Origin of the sequence: Providencia sp. PROV201 (assembly GCF_028479545.1) — a bacterium.
Lineage (GTDB): Bacteria > Pseudomonadota > Gammaproteobacteria > Enterobacterales > Enterobacteriaceae > Providencia > Providencia huaxiensis.
This window is the reverse complement of record NZ_JAMPNW010000002.1, coordinates 252,266-273,428: the sequence shown is the minus strand read 5'-3', so window position 1 is coordinate 273,428 and position 21,163 is coordinate 252,266. Positions and strand designations below refer to the sequence as shown.

General features: G+C 38.3%; 17 protein-coding genes. 8 read left to right on the top strand and 9 right to left on the bottom strand.

Features of this window, described 5'->3' with window-relative positions:
- Positions 1-2 precede the first annotated feature (2 nt).
- Positions 3-860 carry a universal stress protein gene (locus PR809_RS03195; RefSeq protein WP_052219461.1) on the top strand — a complete coding sequence of 286 codons (858 nt, stop codon included), beginning with the start codon at positions 3-5 and terminating at the stop codon, positions 858-860.
- 71 nt (positions 861-931) lie between these two features.
- Here the strand turns inward: PR809_RS03195 and PR809_RS03190 are convergent, their stop codons facing one another.
- Complete coding sequence (locus PR809_RS03190) at positions 932-2,926, bottom strand: BCCT family transporter (RefSeq protein ID WP_042849111.1); 1,995 nt, start codon at positions 2,924-2,926, stop codon at positions 932-934.
- A 183-nt stretch (positions 2,927-3,109) separates the two neighbouring features.
- The gene (locus PR809_RS03185) at positions 3,110-3,739 is read right to left on the bottom strand and encodes a recombinase family protein (RefSeq protein WP_172412315.1); all 630 of its coding nucleotides are present in this window, start codon (positions 3,737-3,739) and stop codon (positions 3,110-3,112) included.
- A gap of 176 nt (positions 3,740-3,915) precedes the next feature.
- Between PR809_RS03185 and PR809_RS03180 the strand changes: the two genes are divergently transcribed.
- Entirely contained in the window at positions 3,916-6,942 is a 3,027-nt protein-coding gene (locus PR809_RS03180) for a Tn3 family transposase (RefSeq protein WP_042849110.1), read from the top strand.
- A gap of 44 nt (positions 6,943-6,986) precedes the next feature.
- Here PR809_RS03180 and PR809_RS03175 read toward each other — a convergent pair whose 3' ends face one another.
- Positions 6,987-7,433, bottom strand: a complete 447-nt coding sequence (locus tag PR809_RS03175; protein ID WP_272524439.1) for a lytic polysaccharide monooxygenase — start codon at positions 7,431-7,433, stop codon at positions 6,987-6,989.
- Between the two features lie 84 nt (positions 7,434-7,517).
- Positions 7,518-8,789, bottom strand: a complete 1,272-nt coding sequence (locus PR809_RS03170; protein ID WP_195698718.1) for an MFS transporter — start codon at positions 8,787-8,789, stop codon at positions 7,518-7,520.
- Between the two features lie 124 nt (positions 8,790-8,913).
- Between PR809_RS03170 and PR809_RS03165 the strand changes: the two genes are divergently transcribed.
- The 3 genes from PR809_RS03165 to bioD all read left to right on the top strand — a co-directional run bounded on the left by PR809_RS03165 (position 8,914) and on the right by bioD (position 11,945).
- A complete protein-coding gene (locus PR809_RS03165) occupies positions 8,914-9,825 on the top strand; it encodes a LysR family transcriptional regulator (protein WP_102138592.1) in 912 nt (303 codons plus the stop codon).
- A gap of 91 nt (positions 9,826-9,916) precedes the next feature.
- Positions 9,917-11,128: an ROK family protein gene (locus PR809_RS03160; protein ID WP_206276060.1), complete on the top strand. Its 1,212-nt coding sequence runs from the start codon at positions 9,917-9,919 to the stop codon at positions 11,126-11,128.
- Between the two features lie 142 nt (positions 11,129-11,270).
- Positions 11,271-11,945, top strand: a complete 675-nt coding sequence (bioD, locus tag PR809_RS03155) for a dethiobiotin synthase (RefSeq protein ID WP_102138590.1) — start codon at positions 11,271-11,273, stop codon at positions 11,943-11,945.
- Positions 11,946-12,029: 84 nt separating this feature from the next.
- Here the strand turns inward: bioD and PR809_RS03150 are convergent, their stop codons facing one another.
- The 5 genes from PR809_RS03150 to PR809_RS03130 form a co-directional block, all read right to left on the bottom strand.
- Positions 12,030-12,263, bottom strand: a complete 234-nt coding sequence (locus PR809_RS03150; protein WP_102138589.1) for a DUF1161 domain-containing protein — start codon at positions 12,261-12,263, stop codon at positions 12,030-12,032.
- A 42-nt stretch (positions 12,264-12,305) separates the two neighbouring features.
- Positions 12,306-12,677, bottom strand: a complete 372-nt coding sequence (locus PR809_RS03145) for a DUF1283 family protein (protein WP_102138588.1) — start codon at positions 12,675-12,677, stop codon at positions 12,306-12,308.
- 82 nt (positions 12,678-12,759) lie between these two features.
- Entirely contained in the window at positions 12,760-13,509 is a 750-nt protein-coding gene (gene ydfG / locus PR809_RS03140) for a bifunctional NADP-dependent 3-hydroxy acid dehydrogenase/3-hydroxypropionate dehydrogenase YdfG (protein ID WP_166264987.1), read from the bottom strand.
- 75 nt (positions 13,510-13,584) lie between these two features.
- Complete coding sequence (locus PR809_RS03135) at positions 13,585-15,210, bottom strand: DUF4139 domain-containing protein (RefSeq protein WP_206276059.1); 1,626 nt, start codon at positions 15,208-15,210, stop codon at positions 13,585-13,587.
- A gap of 248 nt (positions 15,211-15,458) precedes the next feature.
- On the bottom strand, positions 15,459-16,580 hold the full coding sequence (locus tag PR809_RS03130; protein WP_102138585.1) for a ribosomal protein uL16 3-hydroxylase: 1,122 nt from the start codon (positions 16,578-16,580) through the stop codon (positions 15,459-15,461).
- 409 nt (positions 16,581-16,989) lie between these two features.
- Here PR809_RS03130 and PR809_RS03125 point away from each other — a divergent pair, with 409 nt between their 5' ends.
- From PR809_RS03125 to PR809_RS03115, 3 genes are all read left to right on the top strand, one after another.
- Entirely contained in the window at positions 16,990-17,268 is a 279-nt protein-coding gene (locus PR809_RS03125; RefSeq protein ID WP_102138573.1) for a VF530 family DNA-binding protein, read from the top strand.
- Between the two features lie 712 nt (positions 17,269-17,980).
- Positions 17,981-18,547, top strand: coding sequence for a fimbrial protein (locus tag PR809_RS03120; protein ID WP_102138572.1), 567 nt, complete (start codon positions 17,981-17,983; stop codon positions 18,545-18,547).
- Between the two features lie 130 nt (positions 18,548-18,677).
- Entirely contained in the window at positions 18,678-21,152 is a 2,475-nt protein-coding gene (locus PR809_RS03115; RefSeq protein WP_232368171.1) for a fimbria/pilus outer membrane usher protein, read from the top strand.
- Positions 21,153-21,163: the final 11 nt, after the last annotated feature.

The following is a 21,163-nucleotide window of genomic DNA, read 5'->3' as shown; positions in this document are numbered from 1 at the left end:
TTATGACAGCAGATATCATTCAAAAAACTTGCGTAATTGGGTGTATTGACCGTTCGCCCTCGGCGATTGCCGTTTGTCACGCAAGTACTTGGATAGCTCAAACACTCAAACTTCCGCTGACACTGTTACACATGAATGAAAAAATCTCGACATCAGCACACCATGATTTAAGTGGGGTCATTGGATTTGATACCCGAGAAACTTTATTGAATGAACTCGTGGATATTGAGGAAAAGCGGGCGCGTTTAACCCGTGAGGAAGGCCGACAATTATTGATGAGTGCAAAAGAAATCACTCAAGATTTAGGTCTTCTTGATGTTAATACACTTCAGCGGCAAGGAGCTTTAGCCGAAGTGCTAAATCAAGATGATACGCATATTGTTGTACTCGGTCGTCGAGGCGAGCAATCTGAATTAACGGGGCATATTGGCCGTCAACTCGAAGGCATTATTCGTCTTCAAAAAAACTCAGTGCTTATCTGTAAGCAAAATTTTACCCCACCAAAAAAGATGATGATTGCGTTTGATGGAAGTGAGGAAGGTGAACGCGTCATTCATCGGTTAACACAAGTGAAATTATTAGCCGGTAGTGATTGCTATCTGGTAATGCACGGTAACCAAGACAGTCAACTCAAAAAAGCACAAAACCGACTTCATCAAGCCGACATTAAGGTGAAAGCCAATTTACTTGAGGGTGCCGATAGCATCGTTGATGAATTGTGTAACTTTGCAGTACAACACCATATTGATTTGATCATCATGGGGGCTTTTGGTCATTCGCGAGTGAAGCAATTTTTTACCGGAAGTCATACGACAGAGATGATACATAAAACGCCCGTGTCATTACTCATCATTCGTTAGTTTTTTCGTCTATTGTCATTATTACCAAGAGAGGTGACTCACTTTCGTCACCTCTCTATCATAATAAGTGGCTACGATTTATCCACAATATGAATAAAGTGAATGTGTTTTTCATATTGATCGAGGATATCATGAATAATCTGCGCTTCACTCCATCCCATAATATCGTAGTCCTGCCCACCTTCCTTTAAATAGACTTCAGCGCGGTAATATTTCTGAGGTTCATTATTTTCATCATCATCCATCCCCACTAATGCAAAAGACGGCGTCAGGTAGTCCCGTAATCGTATTTCATAGAGAAAATTGAGACTCTCACCAAATTGCACTTCCAGAGTCACCCTATCGTCCTTATTATGGATAGCGGCCTCTGTGCTCTGCTTTTCCAACTCAGTGATGACAGATTGCATAGCGGGCTCAATCACTTCTGTCATGAAACGTTTAACCTGATTACGTTTAGGGAAGAAGGCTATTTTACGTAATCGACGCTCCCATGATAACCCCCCACGTCCTGTATTCGGTGCTAAAGTGGCAAGCTGTTGACTGTCTTTTTTGTAAACATCAATACGTAAGGCTTTTAGCAATCCGACGATAGCAGTCAATAAAATAATCGCAAAGGGTAGCGCGGTAGCAATTGTCATGGTTTGTAATGCCGTTAATCCTCCGGCCAGTAAAAGTGTGATTGCAACGGCCCCCATCAAAAAGGCCCAAAAAATACGTTGCCATACTGGCGTGTGAATTTCACCACCGGAGGCTAACGTATCGACAACCATCGCACCGGAATCCGCGGATGTCACAAAAAAAACAATGACCATCAGCATCGCGACAAAAGAAAGGGCAGATGAAAACGGAAAGTAATTTAAAAATTCAAATAAAGCGAGAGCAACGTCTTTTTGAACCACTTGCGCCAACATTTCTGCCCCATTATCGCGGATCAGATGGATGGCACTATTGCCAAAAAAAGTCATCCAAAGTAGCGTAAACCCGGCAGGGACAAACAGAACGCCAGTGACAAACTCGCGAATGGTACGCCCTCGAGAAATTCTGGCGATAAACATCCCGACAAAAGGCGACCATGAAAGCCACCATCCCCAATACAATAATGTCCATCCCCCCAACCATTCACTGGATTGCGGTTCATAAGCATAAAGATTGAAGGTTTTATTGATAATATCTGAAAGATAAGCGCCTGTATTTTGGACAAAAGATTTGAGTAACAATACGGTCGGGCCTAAAATCCCAATCAATAGCAGTAACAATCCGGCTAAACTGAGATTGATCTCAGAGAGAATTCGTATCCCTTTATCTAAACCACTGACCACCGATAACGTGGCTAATCCCGTGATCACCACAATCAAAATCACTTGCATCGTTGGACTAACGGGAAAACCAAAGAGGTGTGCTAATCCTGCATTCACTTGCAAAACACCAAAGCCTAATGATGTCGCCACCCCGAAAACGGTGCCGACAACAGCAAAAATATCGACAGCATGACCAATAGGTCCATAAATCCGTTCACCAATGATCGGGTAAAGTGCTGAACGTAAGGTGAGCGGTAAGCCATGTCGATAACTAAAAAAAGCGAGAATTAAGGCGACAATCGCATAAATCGCCCAAGCATGTAGTCCCCAATGGAAAAACGTAATTTCCATCGCTTCTCTTGCAGCTTGAACTGTCTGTGGGTCTCCAATGGGAGGAGCAAGATAATGCATCACGGGTTCTGCGACCCCAAAAAACATAAGCCCAATTCCCATTCCAGCAGAAAACAACATAGCAAACCAGGAAAGATAACTGAATTGGGGCTGGGAATGGTCAGGACCCAATTTAATTTCACCAAATCGAGAGAGGCCTAAATAGGCGACAGTCAATAAAATTAAGGCAACAGCCAGAATATAAAACCAGCTGGCATTCTCAAAAAGTTGTGCCTGTAGAGCTTTGAGCAAAATTTCAGAACGTTGAGGAAAAATAGCGGCTATTGCAACGACACATATAATAATAAAAGCGGAAACAAAGAAAACGGGCGGATTTATCTTCCCCCACGTTTGAGACTTTTGTGGTGATAATGACATTCAATCTCCCTTTTAATGCGTGCTCATGATTGTCATGAAGCTCGGTTTATTGTGATAAATATAAGTTATTTAATTAAAAAGTATCCAATCACTTGTTTATACTTAAATATCTCTCTCATGTCATTCCACGCGGTATGACTCATTGTTGAGTAACATAAACTTGATAAACGAATAGAGGGACATTTATTGCGCTATTTTCATCGATTTTGATACTTTCGAAATAGTATGCCGCGAACAACCTATCAGGTTTTCTATTTGGCTATAGCTTTTTTTCTCCATCAGAAGGCCTTCAATTTTTTGGTGTAATATTTTGTTGATCGGACGGCCTTTATACTTCCCTTCTTGTTTGGCTTTTTGCACTCCTTGCGCTTGACGACGCCGTCTATCTTCGTAATCCTTTCTTGCAACCGCTGCCAGCATGTCTAACATCATACTGTTAAGGGCAGCAAGCATTCGTTCTGTAAATTCATCGGTGCGACTCATAAACTGGTAACTGGTTGGGAGGTCTAAAGAAACGACCTTTAACCCTTTGTGTCCAATGAGATATTTTAATTTTTCCCAGTCATCGGCATTCAAGCGGCTAATTCTATCTACCTGTTCAACTAAAATAATATCACCGGGCATGGCCACATTGAGTAAGCGAAAGAGTTCAGGTCTGTGAAGCTGAGCGCCTGACTCATTTTCTTCAAACCAGCAGGCAATTTGTAGCCCCATTCCTTCAGCAAATTTCAACAGTTCATTTTTTGCTCTTGACGCATCCTGTTCATGCGTAGAAGCACGTAGATATCCATAAATTCGTATATTTGTCTTCATCGGTGCACTATACATTGGTGTTGTTATAGTAGTGCATTATACATCTATTTTTTATACTTATTACACTAGAGTTTACCTAGTGTAGTTAAGGTAGACTTAAATTGCACTTTTATATCGATTACGCGCGCGTCCATTATATGATGTTGTTTATTTTTAGAGGATAGAACATAACCACAATGAAAGAGATTAAATCAGGCCGTATTCAAATTTTGACAGAACAGGAGATTCATGAGCTCTATTCTCGTCCAATATTTAATCAAATTGAGCGTGAAGAATATTTTTCATTAGATCCGAGTATAAAAAAAATCCTCACTAAAATGGGAAAAATTGAAACGAAAATATATTTAATTCTTCTGATTGGTTATTTTCGCGCGAAGCCTGTTGTCGCTCAATTTAAACTACGAGAGGTTAAACAAGATGTCGACTATATTTATGCGACACATTTTCCAAATAGAAAGCCGAAATACCCCTTTATTGCTAAAAGTACTCGAGCAACATTGATCGCTAAAATGCATGAAATACTGGGTTTTTCGCGGTTATTAAGACAAGATAAACAAGCCTTGATAGAGCGTTTGGGTGATGTCGCAACAATCTGTACATACCCCAAATATATTTTTGATGAATGCCTCGCTTTTTTAGGTCAAAACAGAATTGGATTAGTGGGTTATTCCACTTTGCAAAATATGATCACCACGGTTTTAGCTAATGAGAGGCATCGTACCGAGTTGATCCTTTCAAATAGCGTGCCACCAATAATACATAAAAAATTAAAGAAGATACTGCATACAAAAGGGGTTTTAAATAGTCTATCTGGCCAACAAGGCGCAGCTAAAGATTTTACACCGACAGAGCTCGCAAGTGAAATTGAAACGCATAATGCCATAAAAAGTGTTTATCCCGACGTAAAACGTCTTGTTGGTGAATTGGGATTATCATTAGGTAATTTAAGCTATTATGCATCGATTATTCAACATCAATCGATTTATAAAATTCGTCGATTTCCCGAATGGCAAGGCATGTTATATCTGGTTTGTTATCTATTTTTTCGCTACCAAGAAACTAATGATAAATTGGTAACAGCTTTTTTATATGTGACGAGAAAGCAAAGGGAAGCTGCGAGTGCTTTAGCTAAGTTACGCATTGCAGAAGAACTGGAAATTATTCGTGAAAAGTTAATGCATGCGGGTAATATTTTACACCTCTTTGTTGATGAAAACGTCAGTGACAATACGCAATTTGGTGATATTCGCCAAAATGCATTTGCAATGATGTCTAAAGATGAAATTCAGTTAATAAGTCAACATCTTAATAAGAATAGTTTTGATAAAACCCATTATGAGTGGCTATACATTGATACACAATACAGAAAAATTGCGAATACAATGAGGTCACTCTTTCTCGCGATTGATATCGAGTGCGAACCAGGATTACAACTACTATCTTCCCAATTATTAACAGCAAAATCAGAACTTCAAAAAGATAAGCACATTTCTACCGTCGATCAGCGGTTACTGTTAAAAAACGATAAACCTTTTATCCTGATAGATGAACAGGTTAATACTCAACGATTTGAATACTATTTATACCAAAAAGTGGCTCGGATGATTGAGAGTAACAATATTTACATCAATGAAAGCGCCAGCAACAAGCGTTTAGACGATGATCTGATTTCAGCCACCGAGTGGAAAAAAAGCCATGTCATCATTCAAAAAACAGGATTAACTCGGCTCAATACACCGATACAACAAACGCTTTCGGAATTAACGCAAAAACTGAGAGACCAAATGGAGCGAATTGGTCGCAATATCCATGATGGAGCCAATGATTTCGTGACACTTCAACCGCGTTCAAATCAGTTAACATGGAAACTGGCGAATAAACGCTGGAAAGATGACATTGATAATCCCATATATAACCAGCTCCAACATATGGGGATCATTGAAATTATGGACTATGTTCATCAAAAAACGGGTTACTTAGATGCATTTAAAAATATCGCATCAAAAAAGAAAAACACTAAGGCCAAAGAGGGCGATTTACTCGCTTGCATATTTGGAAATGGCTCAAACTATGGTGTTCATCATATGTCATCAATATCAGATAGAGCCATCGGTGTGCTTAGAGCCGTCAATGATGGTTATATTAGGCCTGAAACAACGAGTGAAGCTAATGATATGATAGCTGATGCTTTAGCAAAACTCCCCATTTTCAAATATTATACGATTAACGAAAGTGCCCCATTTGGTAGTATTGATGGCCAAAAACATGGTTGCCGAATCAATACATTTAAAGCCCGTTTTTCTGCTAAATATTTCCGAAAAGGGAAAGGCGTATCAGCACTCACATTAGTTTCAAATCATGTACCAATAAATACGAAAGTGATTTCAGCCAATGAATATGAGGCTCACCACGCATTCGATTTACTCTATAATAATACCAGCCATATTCAGCCCAAAACATTAGCAACAGACACGCATGGCGTTAACAATGTAAACTTTGCTATCCTTGATCTCTTTGGGTATCAGTTTGCCCCGCGATATGCAAAATTTAAACACGTTTTTAATGAATTGTTTGAGATCGAGTATGATGAAATCCTTTCCCTGAAACTTAAAAAATCGCTCAACTTATCACTCATTCAAGAAGAGTGGGAAAATATTCAATGGATAATTTGTTCATTAAGCCGTAAAACGACGACACAAAGCACGGTGATTACTAAGCTTTCTAACAGTAAGAAAAACAATCGCACCTTAGCGGCTCTTCGTGAATATGACCGAATAATTAAGTGTTTATACGTTCTCGATTATGTTGATGACAAAATGCTCAGGCAGTTTGTCCAACAAGCACTTAATCGGGGTGAGGCTTACCATCAATTACGGCGTGCAATTGCGTCAATTAATGGTAATCAATTCAGAGGTGGCGATGATTACCAGATAGAACAATGGAATGATTGTGCTCGTATCATTGCTAACTGCATTATTTATTATAATTCTGCATTATTATCCAGTTTGATTGAAAAATTTGCGCGTGAAAATAATCAAGAAGCGGTGAATATGATAGCTGAGTTATCACCTGTCGCATGGCAGCATATACAGCTGGCCGGTAATTACACCTTTGGCCTTAAAAAAGATAATATTGTACTGGAAAGATTACTGGAGAATTTAGATCCTCTTATTTCAGAAGAGTCGTTAAGCTTAGCGGCATAGTCTATTAATATTATTAAACTATATATCGGCTGTAGTCCTTGATATCAAAGGGCTACAAGCAAACTTTGGACTTTTCGATGAAATGGGCACACAACCCCTAATAGGGCATTTGGCTGCCAGTCAGGCTTAGTTATGAAATATTCCCATTTTGTCGTTTTATGTTTTGCCGTGATGCGCCATTTAAACTTAACATTAGGTGAATTTAAAATAACCCGTTTCCATCGGTTCGTAGTTTGTATGTCTAAGGGAGAAAAAGCACCAATACCAGCGCTAGCAATTTTTCCATCAGCTGGGCCGTATTGGGGGAAGCCTTTTTGGCCTTCAATCGATTGCGGCTCATATTGCACTGGCCCACAGTGAGTATTTATACCTTGTTTGCAGTAATATGAGCGACTTTCAGGGGATTCGACATAGCCATGGGACCAAACAAAAGAACTACAACAAAAGAGCAATGATGCAAATAAAAATAGTTTTAGTGAGAATGGTTTCATTGAGTTTCCTCGTAATTAATAGACATTTTCATCATCTACTAATCACGAGGAGGAGCGGTAGCTTAACCTTTATTAGTTCCTAACCTATTGGTTATAACAAATTGATTTCAAACGGCAAGCAATGATAATGCCGATAAATAATATTCCAGCGATAAATAAAGCAACTCCATTCCAACCGAAGTGTTGCCAAAATAAGCCACCAACCGTACCTGCAATACTTGACCCTGCGTAATAACTAAATAAATACAAGGAAGACGCTTGGCCACGTGCTCGTTTAGCTCTGCGTCCCACCCAGCTACTAGCTACAGAGTGTGCTGCAAAAAAACCCGTTGTCAGTATTGTCATTCCAAGTAAAACTAACCAAACATTTGAATGTAATGTGACTAAAATACCAACTAACATCATACTGATGGACGCTATGAGTACTTGTCCAAGTCCATATTTGTGAATTAGGCTTCCTGTTTTAGTCGCACTGTAAGTCCCTGTTAAATAAATAACGGATAACAAGCCGACAGTAGACTGAGAAAAAGAGTAAGGCGCTTCAAGTAAGCGATATCCAATGTAGTTGTACATTGTGACAAAGCCCCCCATCAAAACAAAGCCTTCAATAAATAGAAAAGGTAAGCCTTTGTCTCTAAAGTGTAGATGCAAATTAACCCACAGATTCTTAGGTTTTAAAGAACTCGCCCGGAAGTGCTGAGAAGGGGGCAATAAGCGCCAAAAGCCAATAGCCGCGATCAAAGCTAACGAACCTAAAATCACCACGGCAACACGCCATGAATAAAAATCAGCGATCACTCCCGTCACCAAACGGCCGCTCATTCCACCCAATGAATTACCACTAATATATAAGCCCATGGATAGTGCAACATAGCTTGGATGGATCTCTTCGCTTAAATAGGTCATCGCAACCGCGGCAACACCACTTAGCGACAAACCAACTAATGCTCTCGCAATTAAGATCCCTTGCCAACTCTGCATGACGGAACTAAGTAGCGTAAATAATGCGGCACAGGTCAATGCAATCACCATCACATTTTTTCGACCTATTGCATCTGAAATTGGCCCTGTAATTAATAAACCTAATGCCATCAAGCCAGTACTCAGTGATAATGATAAGCTTGCAGTGGCAGGGGAAATATTAAAATCCTCTGACAGCATAGGCAAAATTGGCTGCACAAAATACAGTAATGCAAATGTGGCAAAACCCACCGTAAAAAAAGATAAAGTCACACGTAAATACAGCGCATCATCTCTTTGTATGTAATGTTTTTTTGGTGTGGTATTTCCTTGCTGGGGTGCCCTTATTCCTTCGTTAGGTTGCTCAGATGTAAGACTATTCTGTGAGTGTTCCATGTATATTCCTTGTCATACCAACACGTTTGATTTCGATCAAAGAATAGAAACTTTCTATTTTTTTGTCTAATATATTAATCATTAACAATGATATTTTAAACATATCAATAATATCGAGAAAACGATGAGTATAGAACTTAGGCACCTGCGGTACTTTATTGCTGTCGCTGAAGAGCTCCATTTTGGCAAGGCTGCTGAACGTTTACATATTTCACAGCCCCCGTTAAGCCAACAAATACAAATACTTGAAGAGAAAATTAATGCAAAACTGTTAGAAAGGAATAACCGAAATGTTGCCTTAACGCCAGCAGGCACGATGTTTTTAAAAGAAGCGTATCAAATTTTAGCGCAAGTCGATGCAGCTGCGACAAAAGCGGCTCGCATGGAAAAAGGCGAACTTGGGGAGTTGTCCATTGGATTTACTTCAACTACGCCGTTTATGCATAAGGTCACAATGAGTTTACGGCAATATCGGGAAACATACCCAGAGGTTTCTATTCATATGCACCAAATGAATACGAAACAACAGATTGCACCATTAATTACGGGGCGAATTGATTTTGGCATTATGAGAAATACGGTGTTACCAGAGCAATTGGATTACCAGCTATTATTTAAAGAGCCATTTATGGTCGCTGTCTATGAAGGGCACCCATTGTTAGAATTTATTGATGTTGGTGTCGATATTCAACAGCTTGCTGATTATCCTTTTATTTTCTTTGAACGTGATGTCGGTACTGCGTTATATGATGAAATAAACCAATTGTTAACATCTGCGGGGGTGGTACCGACCATTTCTCAAGAAGCAGGGGAAGCAATGACTATCTTGGGGTTAGTTGCCGCAGGTATGGGAATTTCCGTAATTACAGAATCATTCACACGTATGAAAATTGATGGTGTGAAATACTTAAAACTCACAAATATTAATGCTTCATCTGAAGTCTGGTTAGTCTACAATACGCGTAGAGCATTACCTGCTGTCGCCAAAAAATTAACAAATCTTTTGATGGCCAATATTGTTGGTCAACAAAAGTGAGTAAGCTCACACTTTCAATGCAAACGAAATCATTCATACACAGATTAAGGCATAATAACTCATTGCTTTATAAAGGAATTGAATTATTACCATGGTGAATCAAACAGGCCATATTGACCAAATCAAACAATTAAATACGGGGATTGTATATCGTATCATTGATCAGCATGGTCCAATTTCGCGTATTGCCTTATCAAAACAAGCACAGCTTGCGCCTGCAAGTATCACTAAAATTACACGCGAGCTTATGGATGCCCACTTAATCAAAGAATTAGAGTTTCCTGTACTCGGTTTACGTGGACGCCCAGCGATAGGGCTAGTGATTGAAAGTGAAGGGTGGCAATTTCTAGCGATCCGTATTGAAGAGCAGAAACTTACCATTTCCCTGAAAGAAATTAATGCGGTTACCTTAGCGCAAACAGAATATCCATTTACACCGCTAGGGAATAGCGAATTTATGGATTCACTTTCTGAATTAATTAGTCAATTTTTTGCTAGTCATCAAAACATATTAGAAAGAGTCACCGCCATTAGCATTCTTATTGATGGTATTTTAGATCCCCATACCGGTGTTATTTATCAGCATCCTTCTTTTAAAATCCATCAATTGGCCATTGCGGAACACCTTACCAAGCAAACGGGTTTACCCACCTATTTACATCCGCCAGTGGATGCGTTGGCGTTAATGGACCACTTTTCTCATCAGGAGAAAAGAAAAGCAAAAAACATCATTTACTTACAGCTACAAGATGTTGTTAATGTCATGGTGTTAAACCATGGAACAGCCTTAGATGCGAATACCCGTCGACCTATTTTGTTTGGCCATACCCAATGTGAGCCATACCAACATAACTTTTGCTATTGCGGTAGCAACGATTGCTTAGAAACAAAAACGTCCATTCCTGCGATATTGCGGCAAGCTAATAATTTCCTAATAAACTACCCTGATTCTTTTTTGCATCAACACGACATTTCAATTGAAAAAATTTGCGCTGGAGCAACATTAAACGACAGACTTTGTGTTTACCTTATTAATCAAGTTGCCCAGCAATTAGCTAAACCATTAGCACTGATGGTGAATTTATTTGGTAGTGAGTTAATTTTAGTCAATTCACCTTTGAATCAAGGTTCTGAGCTGTTTTTAAAATGTTTACATGACCATATAAATAAATACGCAGTTCCTCTGTATTCATCCAATTTATCGATAGAAAAATCTTTATTTACAGTAAAGGAGAGTGAAACATCATTAATACAGAGAGCATTATATGATGGTTCACTGCTACTACAACTATTACAAGGTTAAAACAATTCGATAATATTTATACTATCGTACACAAAATTGAGCTAACGCAAACTTCTCACTTACCCATTCCAATAAACTGAATCCATATCATTTTTGCAGCTTATTGCTGTATAAGTCTGTCACTTCAGGATAGAAAAAGACCATGATCAATCTATTTGTTACCGGGACAGATACAGATGTCGGGAAGACAGTATCGACGCTTGCCATCTTGCAAGCACTAAATAACCAAGGAATTAAAGCAGTGGGCTATAAGCCTATTGCAGATCAATGCATTGATACCCCTGAAGGAATCAGAAATAAAGATGCATTACTCATCCACAGTGTTTCTAAAGACCTTGTTTCTTATGATGAAGTTAACCCTGTGCGTATTACAGACAATTACAGCCATGAAAATAGCATTGATTTTAATAAAATAAAGCATGGTCTAGACCATTTACATCATCAATGTGACATGGTTGTTATCGAGGGTAATGGGGGATGGCGCTATCTACTTGATGACAATACTTTTTATGCAGACTGGTTAAAAGGTCAACCTGTTGGTGTGATCTTAGTCGTCGGCATTCAACATGGTTGTGTTAATCACGCATTACTAACAGCGGATGCAATTCGAGCTGATGGCTTACCATTAATTGGTTGGATGGCAAACCGCATCAATCCAGGATTGGCGCACTACGCACAAATCATTGAACGGTTACAACATCATATTAAGGCACCATTAATTGGGGAGATCCCGTATTTATTGCGGCCAGAAGAAAGAGAGTTAGGGCATTACCTTAATACAGATAAACTACAAGAACTTATTACCATTCCTAACTAAGCACGTTACGAACTAAGTAAGTTATTAATCAAAAAATAGGGCGCCATCATGAGTAGCGCCCTGTTTTTTACTTATAACTTATAATTAATGACGGGTATAAATGATTTTATAAGAATCATTTTGGCAGTGGCCGACGACTTGGCCTTTAGACGCGTCAACTTCATCATTAGGCACTGCAACCAAACTAAAGTTATCTGCAGGAACACCATTATTGATAATCTTTTGTTTGATTTCCTCAATTACGCTTTCACATGAAGCTTGCGCGAAAGCTGGTGCTAGCACCAGTGCAAATAAGGGTAACAATAATTTCTTTTTCATCTTCTCTCCTTGATCAACAGCTCCATAAAACAACCTATAAGGTTATGGATTATTAATTGGACGGCCATTACTTACGTCAAGGCAACGTTTAGTGCTCGGTTCCCAGTAAGCATTTAGATTGAGGCTTTTCTCGCATTTATCTTTTGCATCAAAAGCCTGATCTACTTTATCAAACTCTTTTTCGGTACGAGTATTAACCTTTTTGCGCAACATACGGGTATCATCCCATTGTTCCTTTTCTTGGCGCGCTTGCTCTTTATTAAGAGAGTCATCACCTTGACCTACTGAAACACACGTACTGCCTGCAGTACATGATGTCGTTGATTGTGCAGCGGAAGATGATGTAGCCCAAAGTAAAGGGAGACAGAAACATATTGCAGTTAAGCCAGTTTTCAACATTTTATGTGAATTCATGTAAATTCCTTACCAAACAGGACCGATAATCCCAGTATAGCTAAAAGTGTATCAGTACGTCTGTATAGAATAGTACTAAAAATTAAAGTTGTTTATATACGGTTAAACCAGCAAAAGTTTGGCAAACAGGCATCAATTCTAATGTATTTACATTCATGTGAGCCGGTAGAGTAGCAACCCAATAGACTGTTTCAGCAATATCTTCAGGGGTCAGAGCATCTGCACCTTGATAAGTGCTAGCTGCTTTATCGTCATCCCCTTTAAAGCGAATATTTGAGAACTCTGTACCACCAACGAGGCCCGGCTCGATATCGGTAACTCGAATTTTTTTCCCTTGTAAATCAGCACGCAAGCCAAGTGAAAATTGTTTCACAAAGGCTTTGGTTGCACCATAAACATTACCACCTTTGTAAGGCCAGCTCGCTGCAGTTGAGCCAATATTAATAATATGACCGTGGTTATTAGCAACCATGCCTTGCAATACCTCGTAAGTCATATTAACTAAACCTTTGGTATTCGTATTAATCATCACATCCCAATCGTCAGGATTGGCATCAAACGCCGGTTCTAAGCCTAAAGCCAAACCGGCATTATTAACTAAAATATCAATATGTTTGAGGTGTGCAGGTAAATTTGCAATCGCATCTTGGATGGCTGTTCTATCTTGGATATCCAATGTTAAAGGGTAAAATTTATCACCTAACTCTTGATGGAGAGCATCTAAACGCTCAGTTCTACGTCCTGTTCCAATAACGGTGTAATTATGTTTGATAAATCTGCGGGCAATTGATTCACCAAAACCAGAAGAAGCACCTGTTACTAAAATAATCATGGAAACCTCATAGTTATAATTGTCGTGTCAGTGTGGGTTTATTCTAACGCCATCGAAAAAGAACTACAAAAATTGTTACAACCCTAATATCTGTTTATCTTTTGGGTAGCTCAACGAATAACTAAATGAAATTTGCTTTTCTTCATTCGGTTCTAAGGCAATATCCCATGTTATTTCACCAGTGCTTTTATTGGTAACCGCATTTTTATCCTCTATTGCAGACACTTTTATATCGCTGTCCTCACTCACTGGAATTTGGTCATAAACAGTCAATTCAATGGGTTTCGTATGCATGTTTTTTACTTTGACCAAGTAACTTTCTGTTTGTTGAATAGTCGACCCCATAAAACTCGGTTTTTTCTTCATCTTTTCATTTGATTCACGAGAGACTTGAATACTCTTATCAACACCAAAAGGAACGCTCAATGTGTCAACCAATTGATTGGCATTGACTATAAAATTGCCTACATACGTATTTCCATAATATACATTAGCATTTCCATTCAATAAGTTAAGTGATTGCCAATCTTCAATATTCGCTTGTAAGAATACTTCTTCAGTCAATTTTGGCGTGGCAGTATACTTGTATTTTACATCAATATTTTGTTGTTTAATGGTGAGCGAATTCGGTTTGATCGTGCTTTTCAGGGAGTAAGGCAGGGCAATTTGGTAATTTAAATTGACACCATTGTTAGATGTAGTTACAAAATCTGAAACACCTGAATTTATTGTTTTTTTCTCACTGACACTGCTTTCTTCATACATTGCTATTGGCGCTGCTGGCATTTTCATTCGAGCCTGGCGTGCTATTTGAGCGTTATTATCATAAACGGACAAGCGCCAAGGCTGTAAGACAGAAGGCGTGATATTTTTAGACGGGTTAATCGTTGAAAGTGTTAAATTAACTTTATCCCAATCAATGCCTGTATTTTGCACTATGTCCGCTTTGTACGTTAAAACAATAGGGGATTGCGAATTCAGGCTGCGGATATCGTAACTTGGAGACCAAGCCGCATCAGGTGTTAAATAAGAAATTTGCAACTCTGCTGTCACCGGTTTTTGCGCATCGATAGACAAGACAATTTGGGTCTGTTCACCAATTGAAAAGGGCATTTTTTCATCAATTTTTGCCTGCAATAACGTAGCTTTTTCTTGTAGTTCAACTAATTCCAACTGGTTTTTTTGTTGCTCTTGTAAAATATTAGACATCTGCTGACGAATAAAATTTAATTTCTGGGCTGATTCTTCTAGGGTTTTCGCTGTATTTTCCCCAAAAAAGCGGTGATCTTTCAATAAATTTAATTGTTCTTCACCGACTTTAATTGCAATATTCAATGTCTCTATCTGCTGGCTTAATTGTTTTTTCTGATCCAAAAGTTCAGCAATAGCCATTGGATAATTAGCTTCTGTTGCTATATTTTGGATATTAACGGAGCGAATAACCACATCATCCTGTTCAAGATCAATCGATAGCGTACGCGGGTCAATATTACTTGCGATATTGGTGAGGATGACCGAGTTCGCCCCCTTATTAAGTGACAGTGTCACGGTGTTATCTAATTCAGCACCACGTAAAAATACGGTTGCGTGATTTAGCTTAACATCTTTATTTAGTTTAGTTTCAGCATCAGCACGCACGTGTTGAGAAGCCAAAAGTGTTGCGAATAATAAGCCGCTGACTAGCCGAGTAGAAACTGTCATTTTTAACTCCGAACATTAGTACCACTAAGTAAGATAATGACTAAAACTAGCCTATTTGACTTTTATTAGATAACAGATAAAACCTAAAAACTGGCAAAAGCACAAGGACCGAAGGGATAAACTTGGTTAATGGGTTTTTCTTTCTTTTTACCTGTAGAAATTTCTGAAATCTGAAAGAGATATTTTTCTAGGTGGGCCGAGACAAAACACCCATTAGCAGGTGTTTTATCTTGTTGGGCAGGTGCGACTTATTCTTCGAAATACCAATATCCTTGATTGATAAATTCGGTTAATTGCGCGATAAAAGCAGGGCTCTCCAGTGCTTCACCGAGTTCATTGATGCCGACTTCCGTAAGCTGGCACAATGCATCTGCACCCTTTGTTTCTGTGGTAATCCAGCCTTCCGAATTCACAAAAAAGTGCTCATTGATACGCATCACTCGCAAGCCGCTCAGTCGGATCAATTTTTGACCGTCATTTAACACACTTAGCACTTCTTCCGGTTGATATGGCGGATCTGAGGGTGCAATATCCAGCTCATGACGTAGAGTCGTTGCAAAACGGCCTAACCACTGTTCAAAATCATCCGGCTTGTTGATCATTTCAATCATCATGGCTCGTAGACGTTCAACCTCATGAGGTTCCATGGTACCTGTATTTTCAGTCACCGTGAGGTCAGGATCGCCATAATTTATGCCACCCAAATCCTGTTCCAGCGCATAGTCTGCAAAACTGCTCAGCAGATCACGACCAGTCGGCCCGCGAAAGCCGACAGAATAGTTCATGGTATCTTCGAAAGTGAAACCATCGTGAGGGAATCCCGGCGGAATATACAAAATATCTCCTGGTGCCATTTCCACGTCAATAATCGGTTCAAATGGGTCGACATGTAATAATGCCGGATGTGAGCAGAACTGACGCATCGGTAGGGCATCGCCCACACGCCAGCGGCGGCGTCCCATACCTTGTATGATAAAAACATCATAGTTATCAATATGAGGCCCAACACCACCTTCAGGCACTGAATAGGAGATCATCAAATCATCAAGACGCCACTCGGGCAGTACACGAAACGGTTTCACTAGTTCGGCTGCTGGTATATGCCAATGGTTGACCGCTTGCACCAATAGTGACCATCCTTTTTCGCCTAGTTCGCTGAAATCTTCAAACGGGCCGTGACTCGCTTCCCATTTATTATCAATAAAGCTGACTAGGCGGCTGTCAACTTCCGACTCCATGGCCAAGCCAGCCAGTTCATCCGGTGTGATAGGGTCGACAAAATCAGGAAATGCATTTTTCAATACAACGGGTTTTTTCTGCCAGTATTTTTCTAAAAATTCAGGCCAGTTAAGATTCAGTTTGTAAGCCATGTGACCACATCTATATGAGTAAATTAGCCTGTAATTATAGAAGCAATACACCGTCATGTTCTTGTTTGGTATCAAACGTCGGTCAATAACTTTTGTGGGAATACCTGTAGCATATTACCAGAATTCATTGGCTATCTTATGGCTCATAGAATTCATTGAAAAACGAAAGATTTATGAAGTCAAACTGAGTTTAGAACCCAAAAAGAACCAACACGATTAACCAGCCAGAACGCTGGTTTTCTTCATTTCACACTTAAGTTCGCATAATGCATATTATGTTAAATAGTATGTCAGAGCAAAAATAGGCCTTGCTCGTTCAGTCATTGCTAACACCCTATTGACTTAGATTGGTATTCAGCTTATTTATATGCGCTTAATAATAACCTGCCTATGCTTCGGATGTGCCGTAATGAGTGAATATAAATCAAAAGACCCTTTACATGGGGTTACACTAGAAATGCAAGTTAATGCATTGGTTGATAGATACGGTTGGAGCCAACTTGGACGCATTATAAAAATAAACTGTTTTAACAAAGATCCAAGTATTAAATCTAGCTTAAAGTTTCTTCGTCGCACACCATGGGCAAGAACTGAAGTTGAGTTACTCTATTTGGATATGATAGAAAACAACTCGATTGATAATACGGGAGCATATTCTAATGACCCATGGTGTAATTCGCGACGTTAAAAGCAAAGATAATTATACCAAGGAGTCTCACTCCAAACGGGATATTAGTGACCTCGCCTCATCAAGGTGATCTTCACTAATAAATTTTTTTGGTTATTTATGATGATGCTCACATGCAATTAGGTAATAATACTTATTATAATTTCAAATTAATTGAAAATTAAGTTATAACCATAGGCTTCGATTTCTCTATCATTAAGAAATGTCTTATATTTAGGAATGAAAGCTGTACCGGAAATATGAATTAATTCCCTTCAAAAAAATCACCTACACTTAATACCTATTCTTCGCGTATTAATCATTCCTACTACTCAACACAATTACCTTTATCGATTTCATTTCCAGCAATTGCATTACTCAAAATTGCAGTAATAAATATAAATTTCATATTAAAACTGTAACAAAATGAAAGTAAGTACTTTTCACTATTAAAAAATTTAAATTTTAAAACATTTATAAAAATAATTAACAATTTGATTTAAAAGATAATTTCAATTCATGCTGGATGTTTTTTAGAAGAAATGAATAATAACCTATCAAAAAATACAATTTTAATAGGAGGCACTGCCTTTACTTAGCATTGGTGTATGTATACTATTTATACATACCGATTAGCCAAATGATAGTTATTAATTCTATTCTTTCCCTGATTAAAGAGATGATTCTATATTTTATTAAAATCCATTTTTTATATTTACTAGAGGAATTACCTATGAAACTTACAAAGTCAGTTATAAGTATAGCATTGACAAGTTTAATAAGCTTTAGTGCTTTTTCTGCTCCTATTAATCATGGTAGTGGTAAAGTTACATTCACCGGAAGTATTATTAGTGCCCCCTGCTCTATTGATCCAGCATCATTAGACCAAACAGTAGATTTAGGCCAGGTTGCTGATTCTGTATTAAGTAATAATGGCAAATCAGATGGTCAATCTTCACCAGTAATGTTTGATATTAAATTAATTGATTGTACGTTAGAAACTGAGCAATCCGTTAATGTCACTTTTAGCGGTGCCGCTGCAACAAATGATCCAAAGTCATTATTAGCAATTACTGGAACGGCTTCAGGTGCAGGAATTCAAATAGTAGATAGCAATAACTCACCTATCGTTTTAAATGAAACCACTAATTCTAGTCATAAATTACAAGAGCAAACGAACACATTGCAGTTTGCGGCATACGTTAAAGGTTTAGGTACTCCAACGGGTCAACAAGGTCCAGTGGAAATTGTACCTGGCGAGTTCCAAGCAGTAACAGATTTCGTGCTTTCATATAATTAATTTAATTATCGATAGCAATAAGCTGAGGTAATGACAACTCGTTGCCTCAGCTTAATAAGATAAAGGCATTAGAATGAAGAAAAATAACATGATATTTTCTGTGCTTTTTGAAAAAAATTACGCTGCTATTATGAAAAAAGTAATTTTGTCATTTATCATATTACACAGTTTCATCTCATTTGCAGATGAAGATGATATTCAATTCAACATTAATATTTTGAATGCCGAAGATAGAGAAAACATCAACTTAGCGGTATTCTCTCGTGATTTATATATTGTTCCTGGCGTTTATCCGTTAAAAATTTATATCAATAACACACACTTGCCCGAAGAAAAAATCCATATTGTAAGCTTAGATGGTGAAAAATCAGAAGCTTGCTTAACCCCTGATATTGTTGAAAAATTCAACCTCAATAAATCAGCATTAAGTTCATTGGAATGGCAAAAAGTCGATGAGCTAACCTGCTTATCCATAGCGAGCTTATCGGGAATGACTGCAAAACCTGAGCTATCAAATAACTCATTAACAATCAATATTCCCAAAATGTACCAAGAGTATTCAACATTTGATTGGGAGCCTGCCTCACGCTGGGAAGATGGTATCACTGGCGTTATTTCGGATTACAGCTTGACATCGCAATATAATCATAGCCTTGGCAACAACTATACAAACGATGCAATATATCTTTCAGGGTTAGGTGTTATTGGCGCTAATTTAAATAGTTGGCGAATTCGTGGGCACTGGCAAGGAACCTATAACCATATTCAAACCAATAAAGCTGATGATTTAAAAGAGCTAAAGTGGAATAATATTTATGCATACCGTGCAGTAAGAGGCTTAAAAGCAAAACTAATTGTTGGTGAAGATTATTTACAGTCCGATTTGTTTGATAGCTTTAAATATACAGGTATAGCTCTGCGATCTGATGACAATATGCTTCCACCCAATCTACGCTCTTATGCTCCAGAAGTCACTGGCTTTGCAGAAACAAATGCGATTGTTAAAATCAGCCAAGATGGGCGCATTATTTATGAAAGTCTAGTACCCGCAGGGCCATTTAGAATTCAAAGCCTGAATAGTGGTATTTCAGGAACCTTACAAGTAGTAGTTGAAGAAAGTGATGGGCGCATCTCGGAATTCGAAGTTGAAGCGACAAATGTCCCCTTTTTGTCTCGCCCCGGAACGATTCGTTATAAAATAAGTACAGGTAGACCAACAGATTTAAGGCACCATGTTGATGGCGACCTATTTGCGCAGAGTGAAATATCTTTGGGGGTAAATAATGGTTGGTCTCTTTTTGGGGGAGCAATAAATAGTCATGACTACAATGCTTTTTCTATTGGTATTGGTCGCGACTTATCTCAATTTGGTGCAGTATCAACCTCTTTAACTCAATCTATTTCATCAATAAATTCTGAATCAACACATAAAGGGAAATCGATTAAAATCGATTATTATAAAAGCATTCAAGAACAAAATAGCCAGTTGATGTTATCGACACAGAGAGTCATTGACCGTGAGTTTATGACCATGGCAGACTTCATTAATTATAATAATGACCACGAATTTATTTACACTGGCTTTAATAAAAACTTGTATACCGCTTCAATGAGTAAAAATTTTACTGATTGGCGTTCATCGATGAATTTAAGCTATAACCACCAGACTTATTGGAATAGGCCAAATAGTCATCGATATAACCTAACATTTTCAAAGTACTCAGATACCGATATGTTTAGTAATGTCGGCCTATCCATTAATATTTTTAGCAGTAAAATGCAGAGTTACCGTGATAACGGTGCATACATGAGTATTTCAGTTCCTTTCTCCAGTGGAACAAACATTAACTACTCAACGTATAACGGAAAGAATGACAATACAAATAAACTGACCGCAAATACCCGAATTGATACAAAAAATAACGCTTCTCTCAGTGTCGGTAACAACAGGCATAGTGCTTTACTTAGTGGATATTATTCCCATAAAGGGAACAATACTGATTTTAATTCAAGTTTTAACTATATTAGTAATAGTTCAATAAATGTTTCATCGACATTGCAAGGTGGAATGACATTAACAAGTTATGGATCTGGTTTCCACCCTATCACTGCATTAGGCGGAACCCGTATTATTGTTGATACAAACGGTGTTAAAGACGTTCCTATTAAATATAATGGTAGCCATATACGTTCCAATTATTTTGGCACAGCAATTGTGCCTGATTTAAATAGCTACTATAAAAGTAATTTAGTTATCGATATTAACCAACTCCCTAAGAATGTTGAAGTTGCTGAATCAGTAACACAATCGACGTTAACAGAGGGTGCAATTGGTTACCGCAACTTTGATGTCATATATGGTTTAAAATTAATGACGGTAGTACGACTAAAAGATGGTAGCTATCCACCTTTTGCCTCAGATATTAAGAATAAAGATGGAAAGGTTACTGGTATTATTGGTGACCAAGGTGAGGCATATATTGGAGGGATCCGTGCTGGAGAGACAATGAATGTTTCATGGCAAGGTTCTGAGTGTGTAATTCAATTTCCAGAAAATATTGAAGAACACAATGTTTATGACAAATTATTATTATCCTGTAATTAATAAAAACTCAT

Coding starts and splice junctions, on each gene's coding strand:
- PR809_RS03115 (WP_232368171.1), top strand. CDS start 18,678: ATGAAAAAAGTAATTTTGTCATTTATCATATTACACAGTTTCATCTCA.
- PR809_RS03160 (WP_206276060.1), top strand. CDS start 9,917: ATGGTGAATCAAACAGGCCATATTGACCAAATCAAACAATTAAATACG.
- ydfG (WP_166264987.1), bottom strand. CDS start 13,509: ATGATTATTTTAGTAACAGGTGCTTCTTCTGGTTTTGGTGAATCAATT.
- PR809_RS03195 (WP_052219461.1), top strand. CDS start 3: ATGACAGCAGATATCATTCAAAAAACTTGCGTAATTGGGTGTATTGAC.
- PR809_RS03145 (WP_102138588.1), bottom strand. CDS start 12,677: ATGAATTCACATAAAATGTTGAAAACTGGCTTAACTGCAATATGTTTC.
- PR809_RS03120 (WP_102138572.1), top strand. CDS start 17,981: ATGAAACTTACAAAGTCAGTTATAAGTATAGCATTGACAAGTTTAATA.
- PR809_RS03135 (WP_206276059.1), bottom strand. CDS start 15,210: ATGACAGTTTCTACTCGGCTAGTCAGCGGCTTATTATTCGCAACACTT.
- PR809_RS03170 (WP_195698718.1), bottom strand. CDS start 8,789: ATGGAACACTCACAGAATAGTCTTACATCTGAGCAACCTAACGAAGGA.
- PR809_RS03130 (WP_102138585.1), bottom strand. CDS start 16,580: ATGGCTTACAAACTGAATCTTAACTGGCCTGAATTTTTAGAAAAATAC.
- PR809_RS03175 (WP_272524439.1), bottom strand. CDS start 7,433: ATGAAACCATTCTCACTAAAACTATTTTTATTTGCATCATTGCTCTTT.
- PR809_RS03165 (WP_102138592.1), top strand. CDS start 8,914: ATGAGTATAGAACTTAGGCACCTGCGGTACTTTATTGCTGTCGCTGAA.
- bioD (WP_102138590.1), top strand. CDS start 11,271: ATGATCAATCTATTTGTTACCGGGACAGATACAGATGTCGGGAAGACA.
- PR809_RS03150 (WP_102138589.1), bottom strand. CDS start 12,263: ATGAAAAAGAAATTATTGTTACCCTTATTTGCACTGGTGCTAGCACCA.
- PR809_RS03125 (WP_102138573.1), top strand. CDS start 16,990: ATGAGTGAATATAAATCAAAAGACCCTTTACATGGGGTTACACTAGAA.
- PR809_RS03180 (WP_042849110.1), top strand. CDS start 3,916: ATGAAAGAGATTAAATCAGGCCGTATTCAAATTTTGACAGAACAGGAG.
- PR809_RS03190 (WP_042849111.1), bottom strand. CDS start 2,926: ATGTCATTATCACCACAAAAGTCTCAAACGTGGGGGAAGATAAATCCG.
- PR809_RS03185 (WP_172412315.1), bottom strand. CDS start 3,739: ATGAAGACAAATATACGAATTTATGGATATCTACGTGCTTCTACGCAT.